At 43.6% G+C, this 13,550-nt stretch carries 12 protein-coding genes; 5 read left to right on the top strand and 7 right to left on the bottom strand.

The window, feature by feature from the left end:
• Positions 1-54 precede the first annotated feature (54 nt).
• Complete coding sequence (locus O2Q26_RS17155; RefSeq protein ID WP_289217047.1) at positions 55-834, bottom strand: alpha/beta fold hydrolase; 780 nt, start codon at positions 832-834, stop codon at positions 55-57.
• Between the two features lie 404 nt (positions 835-1,238).
• Between O2Q26_RS17155 and O2Q26_RS17150 the strand changes: the two genes are divergently transcribed.
• The gene (locus tag O2Q26_RS17150; protein WP_289217046.1) at positions 1,239-1,715 is read left to right on the top strand and encodes a DinB family protein; all 477 of its coding nucleotides are present in this window, start codon (positions 1,239-1,241) and stop codon (positions 1,713-1,715) included.
• 1,346 nt (positions 1,716-3,061) lie between these two features.
• Here the strand turns inward: O2Q26_RS17150 and O2Q26_RS17145 are convergent.
• From O2Q26_RS17145 to O2Q26_RS17130, 4 genes are read right to left on the bottom strand one after another with little or no spacing between them, the layout of a single operon-like run.
• A complete protein-coding gene (locus O2Q26_RS17145; protein WP_289217045.1) occupies positions 3,062-4,345 on the bottom strand; it encodes a TRAP transporter large permease in 1,284 nt (427 codons plus the stop codon).
• Entirely contained in the window at positions 4,342-4,836 is a 495-nt protein-coding gene (locus tag O2Q26_RS17140; RefSeq protein ID WP_289217044.1) for a TRAP transporter small permease, read from the bottom strand. The genes O2Q26_RS17145 and O2Q26_RS17140 overlap by 4 nt, the downstream gene beginning before the upstream one ends.
• Positions 4,837-4,894: 58 nt before the next feature.
• Positions 4,895-5,914, bottom strand: coding sequence for a DctP family TRAP transporter solute-binding subunit (locus O2Q26_RS17135; protein WP_289217043.1), 1,020 nt, complete (start codon positions 5,912-5,914; stop codon positions 4,895-4,897).
• Between the two features lie 11 nt (positions 5,915-5,925).
• On the bottom strand, positions 5,926-6,579 hold the full coding sequence (locus O2Q26_RS17130) for a GntR family transcriptional regulator (protein WP_289217042.1): 654 nt from the start codon (positions 6,577-6,579) through the stop codon (positions 5,926-5,928).
• Between the two features lie 261 nt (positions 6,580-6,840).
• On the opposite strand from O2Q26_RS17130, the gene O2Q26_RS17125 reads away from it, so the two are divergent.
• On the top strand, positions 6,841-7,107 hold the full coding sequence (locus O2Q26_RS17125; protein WP_253936822.1) for a hypothetical protein: 267 nt from the start codon (positions 6,841-6,843) through the stop codon (positions 7,105-7,107).
• Between the two features lie 352 nt (positions 7,108-7,459).
• Here O2Q26_RS17125 and O2Q26_RS17120 read toward each other — a convergent pair whose 3' ends face one another.
• Together O2Q26_RS17120 and O2Q26_RS17115 are read right to left on the bottom strand one after the other, a co-directional pair.
• On the bottom strand, positions 7,460-7,894 hold the full coding sequence (locus O2Q26_RS17120; protein WP_289217041.1) for an RDD family protein: 435 nt from the start codon (positions 7,892-7,894) through the stop codon (positions 7,460-7,462).
• 230 nt (positions 7,895-8,124) lie between these two features.
• Positions 8,125-8,877 carry a hypothetical protein gene (locus O2Q26_RS17115; protein ID WP_289217040.1) on the bottom strand — a complete coding sequence of 251 codons (753 nt, stop codon included), beginning with the start codon at positions 8,875-8,877 and terminating at the stop codon, positions 8,125-8,127.
• A gap of 346 nt (positions 8,878-9,223) precedes the next feature.
• On the opposite strand from O2Q26_RS17115, the gene O2Q26_RS17110 reads away from it, so the two are divergent.
• The 3 genes from O2Q26_RS17110 (at position 9,224) to O2Q26_RS17100 (ending at position 13,527) form a co-directional block, all read left to right on the top strand.
• Positions 9,224-10,969, top strand: a complete 1,746-nt coding sequence (locus tag O2Q26_RS17110) for a sensor histidine kinase (protein ID WP_289217039.1) — start codon at positions 9,224-9,226, stop codon at positions 10,967-10,969.
• Positions 10,969-11,691: a LytR/AlgR family response regulator transcription factor gene (locus O2Q26_RS17105; protein WP_289217038.1), complete on the top strand. Its 723-nt coding sequence runs from the start codon at positions 10,969-10,971 to the stop codon at positions 11,689-11,691. The genes O2Q26_RS17110 and O2Q26_RS17105 overlap by 1 nt, the downstream gene beginning before the upstream one ends.
• 393 nt (positions 11,692-12,084) lie before the next feature.
• Positions 12,085-13,527: a carbon starvation CstA family protein gene (locus O2Q26_RS17100; protein WP_289217090.1), complete on the top strand. Its 1,443-nt coding sequence runs from the start codon at positions 12,085-12,087 to the stop codon at positions 13,525-13,527.
• Positions 13,528-13,550: the final 23 nt, after the last annotated feature.

Genomic DNA, 13,550 nt, shown 5'->3' with positions numbered 1-13,550 from the left:
GCCATCTTTTAGTTCTTTAACGCGCCAGGGGACTGACCCCAGAATAAAACATTATTACTTGAGAAATGTCGAAAGTATTGGCAGCAGTTTTTTTCCGTTAACCATATGGTCTTGCTTTGCAAGTTGTACAAACCTTGCGTTTGGAATTGCCTTTGTTAGTTGACGACCAACATCATTTATTGAAGCCGGGCTTTTTTCGCCAACGATTATTTGCATAGGTATGGAAATTTGAGTAGCTCGTTCAACTGGTGGCATATCCTGAGTTAGAGTAATATCATAAGCAAGGGTCGGAGCTAGAGCCTTCGTAGTTCTCCAGCCAGGAAATAACGGCAACAATAAAACAAATATCTTGGGCATCCCAATCCCCTTTAAAAAGGTAAGCATTGCTTCTGAATTTTTCTCGTTTTCGAGAAGTTTGTGTATTTTTTGGCTTAATTGTTTGTATTCGGCTTTTTCTTTCTCGCCACGTACATATGGCGCATCATACATAGTTACTTTTTGCACCTTATTGCCAAGTCGAAGTGCTGCCTCAAGAGCGATCACAGCACCAGAAGAATGACCATACAAATGCGCCTTGCCGCCTGCCGCATCAATCATAGCTTCGATATCTTCGATTTCACGTTCTATAGAATAAGGCAGTGTGTCACCACTATCCCCTCGTCCACGACGGTCGTAATTGTAAACAGTGAATTCAGAGGCAAATATTTTTGCATCTCGCACTATAGGCTTAAATGAGCGATGGCAGCTTGCTCCCGTTATGTAAATTAGAGGTGGACCATTACCGTAGACATCGTACGCCAAGGTTGTGCCGTCTTTTGACTGGGTTGTTTTCATAAATATCACCTTTTCCCTCAAAAATGGAAGAATACTACCCATCTACATCTGCCAACATTGCAATCAATATACAGCCAATACACTAAATTACATAATCAATCATTTCTACATCACCAAAGAATTTCCTTCTATTCTTCAATAAACTAAATTTGCAAAGTACATGATATATAGCAAAATTGTACTTGATACAATAAAAACCACCTTGCTAGTCAGAGACATATCATTCCAAACTATTAATTCATATAACGATATGACCACACAAACAAGAACAGGAATACCTATGATTTTTAAAACGTCTCTTTCCTCAAAACATCCCCACCCAGCAATTTACATTCGCGTCCATCTCATGTGATAAAATCGAAATAGAAAGCGGGATTTCATACACACCTAAAGGAGGAGCAATCATGGATCAGTCATTCATTCAAACGAGAGAAAAATTGATCAGTTTGCTAAGGAATTTAAATGATTACGAGTTAAATACTGCTACGGTACTTGGAGGTTGGACGGTTGCACAGGTGGTCGAGCATCTGGCAGTGGCTGAGGTGAATTTTCTCGGACTGGTGGAGAACGCCATGCAGCAAAAACACATAGGTCATGCTGAGGAAAAAGATTTCTCCATCTTGCGGGACCGTTCTGTGAAAATGAAGGCACAGCAGGAGCCCTCCACTGTCCACAGAAATGCAGAAGACTGCATCAAAATGCTGCAAAACTCAAGAAACGCAACCGAAGCTTTTTTAAATGAGAACAAATACATCGAACGATATGTCGTGTTCCATCCTCGATTTGGAGATATTCCTGCCAACAGCATTTTCACTCTCATAGCCGAGCATGAACGACGCCACATTGAGCAGATTGAAGAGATTTTGGAGGCTATTAATTAAATCATTGTTCACTTACCTGAATCCTGAGTGAGAAAAAGGGTGTACGCATTCGCTGTTTGCTTATAATCTTACACTTCACAATTGGCAAGTTATTTTGAGCATACAGTGATATGTCCCCATGTTTTCTCGCCTTTTAAATAGCGGAATATACTTTACGCTGCTCGGCAGTCAGACCTGCCTAGAAACTAGAATTAATCATGCACCCCACTTTAGACAGGACGCGTCTTGTTATAAATATTCCTCTTAATGCGCCAATGTCTCGATTACATATTAGAATGAGATCCGCTAAGTAAGAGGCCAAAGAGTTTGCGATTAAACATTTAAAAACATAGTATTATAATAGAACCGCTTATAGATAACGGCGATGAGAACGCCTTATTTTTTTGCGCCTAGCGAACTGTCGACGTTTATATTCAATGATTATGTAGATATAAAAAAATTTATCAATGCTTCAATCTATGGAGCCCCTGAATCCAGCGAATTATTAATCGAAAACAATCGCTTCAAAGCCATAGGCAATCATTCACGGAACACCTTTTTGATAGCACCCTCATCTTTTTCATCAAACTATACCTCTCAACTTTTTCTTCGAAATATAATGAGAATTTTTCTTTTGACATGTTTTCTAACGCAATCGCGCCATTTTTCCACCTCGTATAGTATGTTTAAGAGATTTTCTTTGCAGAATCAGAAGCTTAGACTTTATTAAGATAATTATTTTTTAATCCTGACTAAAGAACCACGTTCATTAGATACAAAATACCATATAACAAAGCACCAACAACTAAAATAAATATTCCAACCATTAAGAAACCGTATGTAAAGCCCCTAAACATAGAGAACAAATCAAGAAACATATTTTTAAAAGTTTTGAATATAATGTGCAAGTGCTAACCTCCCTACAATTCTATTTTAAAGATGATTATCTTTTAACATGCCAAAGTTATGACAGAGAAACAAGTTTAGAGTTATGTAATATTCAAATGGAATCACAGTTTACTCCAAGTCTCTAACTGCAATTCCTTTTTGGGTTCTGACCAAAATACTATTAGAGCAGCTAAACTAAAATATCAAAAGGTCTTAGATAACGATCTCTCGTAAAAGCACTATATTTTATATACGAATAAGTACAGATATCGTTTCAAAACTTACTATTATCTCGAAACTGAGTCTTCAACTAACCTGCCCGTTACTTTAAGACTCAGTCTCAAGATATATCCCCCTTAATTAATAAAGATACAATGCTTATATCATGAAGATAAATAACCTAAGCTCTATAAAAATTCCAATCCCCAAAAGAAAAAGCCCTGCAGAGAAACCCTCCTCTTCAAGACCTTTCTAAAAAACTATCGATACATTTCCGTCAGCCACATCGACAACGCAGGAACATACGTAATGATAAGCAAAGCGAAAATCATTGCCACTAAAAACGGAATGACGCCTACGACGATTTTTTCGAATTTCACTTTTCCGACGGTGGAGGCGACGAATAAGTTGACGCCTACAGGCGGGGTGACAAATCCGATGGCCAGGTTAGCGACTAAGATGACACCAAAGTGAACGGGATCGATGCCGAACTCTGTGACGATCGGCAGCAGTACAGGTGTCAAAATGACCACAGCAGATATCGTATCGATGAACATTCCGACAAAGAGAAGCAGCAGGTTAATGACGATCAATATGAAAATCGGGTTCGTCGTCAAGCCTGTCAGGTAGCTTGATATTTGGTCGGGTATGTGGACGAGCGTCATGAAATAGGCAAAGGAGACGGACAGGCAGATAATGATCATCGTCGTTGAATTGATGATGATCGTCTGAATGAATGAGTCATAGACTGTCTTCCATGTCAGTTCCTTGTAGATGAAAGCTCCGATAATAAGAGCATAGACGACAGACACGACGGCCGCTTCAGTCGGGGAGAAGACGCCGCCATAAATTCCGCCTAAGATGATAACTGGAATGAACAGCGCCCACTTTGCATCGTTTAATGCGCGGAACACTTCTTTTCCGGTCGTCTTTACGCCGTCTTCCGGCCGGTAGTTATTTTTCACAGAAATAATATACGCGGTTACCATTAATAGTACGGCAATGAGCATCCCCGGGATGATTCCGGCGATAAACATGTCGCCGACCGATACGTTCGCGGTGACGCCGTAGATAACAAAAGGGATACTCGGCGGGATGATGACCCCGATGGAACCAGCTGCTGCCGGGACACTGGCGGCAAAGCCGGGTTTATAATTTTTGGCGATCATAGCTGGTATCATGAAGCCGCCGATGGCTGCAACGGTTGCGGGGCCTGACCCTGAAATGGCTGCGAAAAACATACAGGCGACGATCGTGACCATCGACAAGCCACCGGTCATCCAGCCGACCATGGAGGTTGCTAAGTGAAGCAGTCGTTTAGAAACGCCGCCTTTCCCCATCAATATACCGGCCAGCATGAAGAACGGGATCGCTAATAGCGGAAAAGAATCTAATGATGTAAAAGCTTTTTGCACGATGATATCAAGAGGGAGCGTCGTTCCGAAGTAAATGGCTGTTAAAGCCGATACACCCAGCGATATCGCAATGGGTACTCCAATAAGCAGACAGACGAACAGCGTTCCAAATAAGAGGAGAACACTCATGTGGCAATCCCCTCACTTTTTGGTTTTTCATAATTTCCTTTCCAAATCTCGATGAGCTGGAAGACTAATCGGATCGCCATCCCAAGAGACCCGATCGGTACGGCGACCATAGGAATCCACATCGGAATCTGCATGGCCGGTGAGCGCTGGCCGTAGCTGATCGTATCCATCACGAGCGCGGTTCCGAATATCGCTAAAAATAATACGAGCGAAAACCATAAAATGACGCTGATCGACTCTAGTATTTTTCTCACTAACCCATGGAACAGGGTAATGAATGCATCGACACGTATGTGTTCTCTCAATTTCACAGCATAGCTTGCGCCGACCCACACCTGGAAAATGTGTAAATAGCGGGCGATTTCTTCCGTCCAGCTTGGAGCCGATTGAAATATGTACCGTCCAACCACTTGGCCGAAAATAAGGACGACCATCAGGACAAGTGTTGACACGAGTATTCCTTTTTCAAAGTTTGCGAAAATCTTCGCCATGACTGTCCCACCCTATTATGTATTAAAAGGAAGGCAGCCGCCTTCCTTTTTCCTGTCGTTATTCACTGGCGTTTTGAACATCTTCGACAAGATCGGCACCGATCTCATCTTCAAATTCGTCATACACAGATTCCACTTCATCACGGAAGGATTCCATCAATTCCTCGGAAGGCTCATTGACTTCCATGCCTTCTGCTTTTAATTCTTCTAAGAACTCACTATCCTGCTGTTGAGCCAGTTCTCTTTGTTCCTCGCGGTATTCTTCAGAAGCTTCAACGACTAAATCCTGCAAGTCTGAAGATAGACCTTCGTAAAATTCGTTGTTCATCAATAGAGCCGTCGGCGCATAGACGTGACCTGTCTGGGTCAAATAGTCCTGTACTTCAAAGAACTTATTCGTATAAAACAAGGACACAGGCGCTTCCATCGCATCATACGTTCCTTGCTGGAGGGCTGTGTAAAGCTCACCAAAAGCGAACGGAGAAGCGTTCATTCCAAGAGCGTTGAAAGTAGCCGTATGAACCGGACTTTCCAGCGTACGCATTTTCAATCCTTGAATATCCTCTAAGGACTCAACCGGACCTTCGTTATTCGATAGATGACGGAAACCATTTTCCGCAAAAACGAGTCCTTTAATATTTTGTTCTGTCAGATCATCAAGCAGTCCCTGCCCGATCTCTCCATCCAACACTGAATAAGCCTCGTCGTAGTCTTCAAATAAGAAAGGTAGATCAAATACCATGAAATCTTCATTAAAAGAAGAAATTGAGGCAACCGCTGGAATCGTCATTTCCACATTTCCTTGCTGGACGGCTTCGATCGCTTCTCGATCAGATGGATACAGCTCACCGTTCGGGTGAAGCTCAACTGTAATCTGTCCATCCGATTCTTCTTCCACTTTCTCTTTAAAAGATTCAGCTGCGATATGAGACGACTGATCTTCAGAAACTAAGTGAGCGATACTGATCGTGTGACTTTCTCCGCCGCCGTCCTCTGAATCACCATCACCGCCAGAATCTGGACGTCCGCAAGCGGCTAACATGACGAGAGCCGCGAATAGAACCATTACCTTTTTCATATGTACTCCTCCTATGTGTGATATTGTGTAATTCGGTTAACAATATTGTTCATATGTACATCCATCGCTTCGACGGCTCGCTCCACAGCTCCTTCCTCCACCGCTTCCAATATGCCTTCATGTTCATCGCATGCAGCTTCGGCACTTTGAGGCAGCGTGTTCGATAAGATGATAAATGCGCGATAATCCCCTGAATTCATTTGCAAAATTAAGTCTTGCAGCTTCTTGTTCTCATTGGCTTCCGTCAGCAGTAAATGAAAATCCCGATCCAGCTCGACAAACGTCTCGTAATCTTCCTTTGCAATCGCTTTCCTCTGATGGGTTACATTATCCCGCAATTGTTTGATGATTTCTTTAGATAAAATAGGGGTGATTGTTCGGAGGTTGTGCATTTCCAACAGCGAGCGGACTTCCATCAGGTGCAAAGAACCTTCAATAGTAAACGTAGCCACCTTGGCCGGTTTACCATTTCTAAGGACAACGAGTCCATCCATAGAGAGGCGGCGCAAAGCATCACGCAGCGGCGTTCGACTGACACCGATCTGCTTAGCGATTTTTTCTTCCCGTAATTCCTGATCAGGAGAAAACTCACCAGAAACAATAGATTGACGCAGCAAATCATACGTTTGATCCGATATCGACATCTTCTTATTGACTCTTTTCATGAATCACTCCACCTACAAAATTTCTGTATACAGTATACTGGAAATTGTATAAGAGATTCATAGTTTTGTAAACTGAATTTTTCCAAAATTAAAAAAACACAATTGAAGAATAAGATAAAAAGGAAATAAACCCCGCTACTCCAAAGAACACCCGGGGCTTTAAATCAGCAGATAAAGATTGTCCGATTTTATTGTTATAATTTTCAGACTTCTTGGATAGAATAATCATACAAGAATCTATTAAAAAAGGAGCTGCTTCCTATGAAAATTAAAGCGAAATGTAAACGAAGCATTATCAGCAAAAAGCCCTTGCTTTTGAACGAAGCGAAAAATGAAGAAGCCTTCCAAAAAGTGTTGGACGCGCCCCATCACTGCTTTTTTACAGAAGGAGAATATTACACATTCAAGATCGGTCCTCAAGTGTGGGAAAGCGTCAATAATTTCTCTGAATGGCATTTGTTTAATGTAGTGAGGGATTTCGATATGGTGGCTGATCACTTTGAGTTGAAGGAACTGTCGAAGATATAATCGAGCGGCGGGGATCGTTCGATTATGTTTTTCTACTGCCTGGTGGCTATTTTTCAAGCTAAAGACTAGTAGTAATTAATAGATGCTATCATTCATTCTTATATTCCAGTCCCTGCTTAGTATATTAAGAGATCCCTCCTTCCTCAATGGAAGGAGGGATCTTTACTATTTCTCATTCACTCTCGTCTTTGCACGATCAAGTGTTTTGAGAAATAAAGGGCTTAACGATAGTAAGGTGACAACGGTGAACAGACTATCAGACATACTGTGAAAAAAAGCACCATTCACGATAACCAAACTTAGTCACACTAAAACGAGTCCAATATACATATAGTCATACGTTACTTTTCTCTCAATCAAGAGCCTCTTCTAAAGGAATCACTTGCCCTGGTTCTGCATCCGTTACATAAGTACCGGCGATCAAGTCGTGGATTGCGCGATGGTCCTTTCGAATGAAGACCATAAACGCACTGACGATATATCCGATGCCAACCGTCAGGGCGTAAACGAGACCAGCTACAAATACGCGCAGCAGCATCGCCCCTATTCCGACGTCGCTTCCATCTTTTTTCACTATGCGGATGCCCATCATTTTCTTGCCGACAACGTACCCGTGCCACACGACAGGCACAATAAGCATATATAGCGACTGCGTAAGGCTCGGTAAAGCATCATCGGGCGCTGCTTGAAACAGAAGATACGAAATGAGAGCAATCGGTAAGAAAACGACCAGCCCGTCCAATAGTGAGGCGGCAAACCTTTTAGTAAATCCGACAGAGATCCCCATAAAAACATCCTTTCTATCATTCTACGACTCATTTTACTCGGGTCAATGGTCCTATGCAAGAAAAGGAATGTCTGGAAAATTTAATGAATTAGAAGGTGAATGAAAGATGCGATTCGGAATTCTTACATGTGCAGGAGTTTTTCTAACATTTGGTTAAAACTGATCTTAAGATGAGTAACTAAAAACAACAGCAGCCTTGCTGGCTGCTGCTGTTTTGACGCACCATTGAACTATTGTTTGGGGAAATCAGATGAACTGGATGGAGGTAACGATTTCGCTAAGTCAATCGCTTCTTTTTCCGTAAGGGTTCCAGATACAACGACTACTTTTCCTCTATCATAATAGTAGATGGAACTGTTGCCATAGGAATCTTCCTGGACATTTCCTTTTCTTCCATCCGCAAGCTCTACTCCCCCTGCTTCTTGTCTTAGTGGAAATTCCTCGAACATCGTTATATTGACTACTTTTTCATCGTTTACAAACGTCCACATATCACTTTCTGTATCCTCTACATGTAAATCAGTCGTTCTAAAGTGATCCATAGGTAAAGTCAATCCTTCAGCATCCGTAAACCTTTCCCCTTGATTCGCATCGATGCGCAGGAAACCTCTAATTTTCCACACATTTTCTCGTTCGTATAGAAAAACACTATAGTTGTTTTCCCCTTCAGGTGAACGGATAGTAACGATGCTTCGGTCCTCCAAAGAGGTTTCATGAAGGATGGAAGACTCTTTAGGAAATTCACTCTCTTCATCGCTGAAAACAACTTCGTATTGTTCCTGGACGGCTTCGCCTGGCGTTTCTTTTTCTTCTGTAGCACTGTGAATAATGATATCTTCCACCTGTGGTTTGTCTTCTTGCTCGGTTTTAGTTTTTTCTTGTTCTTTGGTTACTTCCTGCTCCTCTTCCCCATCAGATATGTTACATCCAGATATTAAAGTAATAAGGGAAGCGAGCATGAGTAATATCGTTGGTCGTTTCATGCATGTCATCCTTAAATCTTATATTTTTAATTTGTCGTTTCTCCACTTATAGTTTGCATGGAGTATTTACGACCGATAGTACTATCAATGTAACATGTCTGTTTCCAATTTCGTATTGGGAAAGTATTTCTCTAAATGAATGCTAAGTGAACCTGTGGGAGCCTGACTTAAGCATGTTTATTGTAGTCCTATAAAATAATACTGTGGCGGCTATGTAACGAAGTCTAAATCCTTTCACTCCTCCCTCCTCAAAGATTTTCACAACTAACGGAAGAATTCCCCATTTGTATGAAACGTTTTCAAGCATGCTACAATAGAAGCAAAAAGACTGGGAAGGACGAGTCAGATGTTTGAATTACTTCTCCCGATGCTGGAGCGGCTCGGCATCATCGTGACGGTGGCTTTCATTATAACGAGGTTCCGTTTTTTCCGGGAGCTGATCGACCGTAAGTCTTTGAATCCGGGACAGCAGATGATGGCGATTGGTTTTTTCGGATTATTCGGGATTATTGGTACGTATACAGGTATTACGTATGATACGAGCTCTCTTGAGTTTGGAAGATGGGCGATGGATTTAGTAGAGAGTGAAGCGATTGCCAACTCGAGGGTAATCGGAATTGTGGCTGCTGGTCTGTTCGGCGGATACCGCATTGGGATCGGGGCCGGTCTGATTGCCGGCATCCACCGCTTCTCGCTCGGTGGCTTTACAGGCTTTGCCTGCGGGATTTCGGCTGTTGTCGCCGGTGTGCTTGCTGGTTTTTTTCATAAAAAAGATAAGCCGCTGAAGCTGAAGACGGCTCTTCTGATCGGAGGGCTGGCTGAGACCCTGCAGATGGGCATTATTTTAGCCGTCGCCCAGCCTTTTCCCCGTGCATGGGCGCTTGTACAGGATATAGGGCTTCCGATGATTATCGCAAATGGCGTGGGGGCTGCCCTCTTTTTGCTTATCATTCGAAATGTTTTAAATGAGGAAGAAAAAGCGGGAGCGCTCCAGGCTCAGAAAGCGTTGAAGCTCGCGGAGTCAACGGTCGCTTACTTAAGAAAAGGATTAACGAAGGATTCCTCTCAAAAAGCCTGCCAGATTATCTATGACGAAGTGGACGTGAGTGCGATTTCGATGACCGATCAGGAGAAGATTCTGGCTCATGTCGGAGAGGCGGATGATCACCACCGCTCCGGAGAAAATATTCAAACTGACGCCACAAGAGAAGTCATTCAAAAGGGGACGTTGATTGTGGCGACGCATGATGACATCCAGTGCAGCCATTCGGACTGTCCGCTTGGAGCCGCTGTGATCGCTCCGTTGAAGAAACGACATGAAGTGGTCGGCACGCTGAAATTCTATGTGCGCTCGGAAAAAGAAATTTCCAATGTCCTGCTGGAGCTGATTCAAGGGCTGAGTGCCCTGCTTGGCCAGCAACTTGAAATTGCCGAGGCTGAGAAAGCGCAGGAGCTGGCAAGGGAAGCCGAAGTAAGAGCATTGCAGGCGCAAATCAATCCGCATTTTTTATTTAATTCTTTAAATGTCATTGTGTCGCTGATCCGCACAAAACCGGACCGTGCCCGCTCTCTTCTGATTGCTTTATCGAAATTTTTCCGACAAAATCTTGGCGCTACGACGAAGACGTGGACGTCACTTGATGAAGAATTGAAGCATGTCAAAGCTTACCTGCTCATTGAAGAGACGCGTTTTGTCGATAAGTTACGCGTGAACTACAAGGTGGATGATTCCGCTCTCTCTGTAAAAATAGCGCCGCTTACGCTGCAGCCTCTCGTCGAAAACTGCATTAAGCATGGCATCAAAGATAAGGAAGACGACTGCGAAATTACGATTCAAATAAGTAATTTTGGCGAATCGGTCAGAATCACGCTTATTGATAATGGAAGCGGAATGACATCTGAGCGTTTAGCCACCCTTGGAGAAAAAGAAGTCCATTCCGAAAAAGGTACAGGTCTAGGGCTTATGAACGTTAATAAACGCTTAGTCCATATGCACGGTGAACAATCGAAGCTTCACATTGAAAGTACGCCTGGGGAAGGAACAACTATATCATTTGATATTCCTCATCAAGGAAAGGAGGTATCCGCGTAATGGGTTCAATCAAGGCACTGATCGTCGATGATGAACGTTTCAGCCGGGAAGAGTTAATCTACTTGCTGAAGTCCTATGATTCAATCGATATTGTAGGAGAAGCAGATTCTGGAGATGAAGCTATTATGAAAGCGATCCAGCTGCAGCCCGATGTGATTTTCTTAGATATAGAAATGCCCAAAATGGACGGCATGGAGGTCGCTGCATCTGTTCAGGAATTGAAAAAAGTACCGGCCATCGTCTTTGCGACCGCCTACCCTGATTTTGCCGTGGAAGCTTTTCGTCATGAGGCCGTTGATTATTTATTAAAGCCGTTTGATGAGGAGCAGCTCGGCGATGCGATTGCCCGGTTAGAGAAGAAGCTGCAGCCGGTGGAAGCAGCAACGTCGCGTCCCACGCGCTTGGCCATTGAAGGTGATGATGAAATCCATTACCTCACCCCTTCTGATATTATGTATGTATACAGGGAAGACCGGCTGACAAAAATCGTCGCAAAAACTCAGGTGTACGAAACGAAGGGGACGTTAAAGGAAATGGAAGAGCGTCTGAAAGGATTTTCATTCTTCCGCATTCATAAAAGTTATCTTGTGAACCTGGATTATGTCGATCGCTTAATCCCATGGTTTAACGGCGCCTATCAGCTTGAGCTTAGAGGCAGTAAGGACACGCTTTCTGTTAGCCGCAACTACGTTAAAGAGTTAAGAAAACAGCTTGAATTGTAAGACCGTCCTTCACATGTTCGAAAAAGCGAAAGGTTTTTAGGAAACCACTCGCTTTCCGTGGGCGAATGGCGTGCCTCCTCGGGCTATTCAGCCCTGTGGGGTCACCCCTTATCCGCATCTCCCACAGGAGTCTTGCTGTTTCCTAAAACCCTTTTTCGATAAAAGTGGAAATTGCGATGCAGGGCGTCCGAATTGAAGCCCCTGCCCCGCCGGCGACCAGGTACATACAATCCATAGCACGATATAAACAATCTAACCGTCCTTTTTTGAGGGCGGTTTTTTTGCATGTCAGACAGATATTTCGACATGATAGACACGAACGGGTCAAATGTAAGCGCTGTTTTGTTACGATTATTTGTAAGCGATTACAGAGATTCGAGGGAGGAAGCCGCAATGATTACGTTTCTTGCAAGTATTGCACTTTTAATTGTTGGTTATTTTACTTATGGAAAATATGTCGAGAAAACGTTCGGAGTCAACACAGACCGCCAGACACCCGCTTATACGAACGGCGATGGTGTCGATTACCTGCCAATGGGTGAAAAAAGAAATTCATTAATTCAGCTGTTAAATATAGCCGGGGTAGGTCCCATTTTCGGGCCGATTCTCGGAGCGCTTTATGGACCTGTCGCCTTTTTGTGGATTGTATTTGGCTGTATCTTTGCCGGAGCGGTTCACGATTACCTGACAGGGATGATTTCGATCCGAAATCGCGGGGCGCACCTGCCTGAACTTGCCGGTAAGTTTTTAGGAAAAGTGATGAAGCACGTCGTGAACGCGTTTGCGATTTTACTGCTTGTCCTTGTAGGAACCGTGTTCGTCTCAGCCCCCGCTGATCTCTTGCACAATATGACGAGCAGCTGGCTCGCCCTGCCGATCATTATTGGAGCGATTTTTGTTTATTATCTGCTGGCTACAATGCTTCCGATTGATAAAATCATCGGACGTTTCTACCCGATTTTCGGAGCGCTGCTTTTAATCAGTGCCATCGGTGTCGGAGCTTCTCTTGTCATCACAGGAGCACCGATTCCAGAGCTTACGTTAACGAACATGCACCCGGATAACGCGCCGATTTTTCCACTGTTATTCTTAACGATTTCCTGTGGAGCGCTGTCTGGTTTCCATGCGACACAGACGCCGATTATCTCTAGAACGACTCAAAAAGAAAAACAAGGCCGCCGCATTTTCTACGGCATGATGATCGCTGAAGGAATTATCGCGATGATCTGGGCAGCCGCTGCCATGAGTGTATTCAACGGTTCTGCCGGTCTTAACGAAGTACTTGCCAGTGGAGGTCCTGCTGCTGTAGTGAGCGAAGTTTCCATTGCGATGCTTGGAGCTGTCGGAGGAACGCTTGCTGTTCTTGGTGTCATCGTACTGCCGATCACTTCAGGAGACACAGCCTTCAGAAGTGCCCGTATGATCATTGCTGACTATATCAATGTGTCTCAAAAGAAAATCGCAAGTCGTATTTGGATCGCCGTACCGCTATTTGTGATCTCATTCGTACTGACACGCATTGATTTCACATTACTGTGGAGATATTTCTCCTGGGCCAACCAGTCCACGGCAGTTATCGCCTTATGGGTCGGAGCCATGTACTTGTTCCTATCGAGAAAAAATTACTGGATCGCCGCGATTCCAGCAACGTTTATGACAATGGCGACGTTCACCTATATTCTAAACGCGCCGATTGGTTTCGGTTTATCGTTAAATGTTTCGTATGTGGCAGCTGCCATCATTACCGTTGCGATTGTGTCCGCCTTCTTTATTGCGGCACGCCGCGGGCTGAATAAGGATATTCCGCTTGAAGAAGAGTTGAAACCGAGTGCTTAAAAAAATCCTTTATGTATAAGGGA

It is taken from the genome of Halobacillus campisalis (genome assembly GCF_030345335.1).
GTDB classification, from domain to species: domain Bacteria; phylum Bacillota; class Bacilli; order Bacillales; family Halobacillaceae; genus Halobacillus_A; species Halobacillus_A campisalis.
Note: the sequence above shows the minus strand (reverse complement) of the source record. Positions and strands in the feature narration are given on the sequence as shown.

Coding starts and splice junctions, on each gene's coding strand:
- O2Q26_RS17155 (WP_289217047.1), bottom strand. CDS start 834: ATGAAAACAACCCAGTCAAAAGACGGCACAACCTTGGCGTACGATGTC.
- O2Q26_RS17110 (WP_289217039.1), top strand. CDS start 9,224: ATGTTTGAATTACTTCTCCCGATGCTGGAGCGGCTCGGCATCATCGTG.
- O2Q26_RS17105 (WP_289217038.1), top strand. CDS start 10,969: ATGGGTTCAATCAAGGCACTGATCGTCGATGATGAACGTTTCAGCCGG.
- O2Q26_RS17130 (WP_289217042.1), bottom strand. CDS start 6,579: ATGAAAAGAGTCAATAAGAAGATGTCGATATCGGATCAAACGTATGAT.
- O2Q26_RS17125 (WP_253936822.1), top strand. CDS start 6,841: ATGAAAATTAAAGCGAAATGTAAACGAAGCATTATCAGCAAAAAGCCC.
- O2Q26_RS17150 (WP_289217046.1), top strand. CDS start 1,239: ATGGATCAGTCATTCATTCAAACGAGAGAAAAATTGATCAGTTTGCTA.
- O2Q26_RS17100 (WP_289217090.1), top strand. CDS start 12,085: ATGATTACGTTTCTTGCAAGTATTGCACTTTTAATTGTTGGTTATTTT.
- O2Q26_RS17140 (WP_289217044.1), bottom strand. CDS start 4,836: ATGGCGAAGATTTTCGCAAACTTTGAAAAAGGAATACTCGTGTCAACA.
- O2Q26_RS17135 (WP_289217043.1), bottom strand. CDS start 5,914: ATGAAAAAGGTAATGGTTCTATTCGCGGCTCTCGTCATGTTAGCCGCT.
- O2Q26_RS17115 (WP_289217040.1), bottom strand. CDS start 8,877: ATGAAACGACCAACGATATTACTCATGCTCGCTTCCCTTATTACTTTA.
- O2Q26_RS17120 (WP_289217041.1), bottom strand. CDS start 7,894: ATGGGGATCTCTGTCGGATTTACTAAAAGGTTTGCCGCCTCACTATTG.
- O2Q26_RS17145 (WP_289217045.1), bottom strand. CDS start 4,345: ATGAGTGTTCTCCTCTTATTTGGAACGCTGTTCGTCTGTCTGCTTATT.